The 561-nt window shown below is 47.4% G+C and carries 1 protein-coding gene; it reads right to left on the reverse strand.

The window, feature by feature from the left end; translation table 11 throughout:
• Window positions 1–115 precede the first annotated feature (115 nt).
• On the reverse strand, window positions 116–451 hold the full coding sequence (locus FW758_RS24745) for a DUF2730 domain-containing protein (protein ID WP_076500542.1): 336 nt from the start codon (window positions 449–451) through the stop codon (window positions 116–118).
• Window positions 452–561 lie beyond the last annotated feature (110 nt).

Here is a 561-nt window from a genome sequence, read left to right on the forward strand (position 1 = left end):
TAGGCATTTAAGCCATCTTGTAAGATGGACTCATTGAGTGCAAAGGCTCCCGCCTCGGTCAGTAATCGAAGCACCACAAGGCGTTGGTGCTCATTGATAATTTGCTGCATCGCCATTAATGGCCTCCTTTCAGTTCGTTTTCGAGAAGCATGTCGGTCTTGGTTTCTAAGCGCCTAATGCCTTGTTCCATTGCGCCAAAGCGCTCACCTAAACCTGTGAGGGTTTTATCGAGCGCATGCAGTTCGTCACGGGTCGGCATGTACTCCAATTGCATTTCAGTTTCGCTAAGGCGCTTGTCGATTTCAGCCACCTTTTGGATCACTTTTTCATGCTCAATCCGTGGGGTAAATCGCGTGCTAAACCACGCCATCAGCAGTGCACAGAAAACGCTAATGACGCTGCCAATGAAGCCCCAATACTTACCGAAATATTCAAATAACGATTCGATCATAAACGCTTCCCATAGCGCTGCTTTTGGCGCTTATCTTCATCCTGTTGGCAACTAATACAGCGCAACTCATTAAGCCGCTGTGGCTCATTTGGCTCTAAGCAATCAATACA

The organism is Shewanella sp. 1180_01 (genome assembly GCF_052850535.1).

What these genes read in the sequence shown, in the direction of transcription:
- FW758_RS24745 (WP_076500542.1), bottom strand. Translation starts at nt 451, where the DNA reads ATGATCGAATCGTTATTTGAATATTTCGGTAAGTATTGGGGCTTCATT.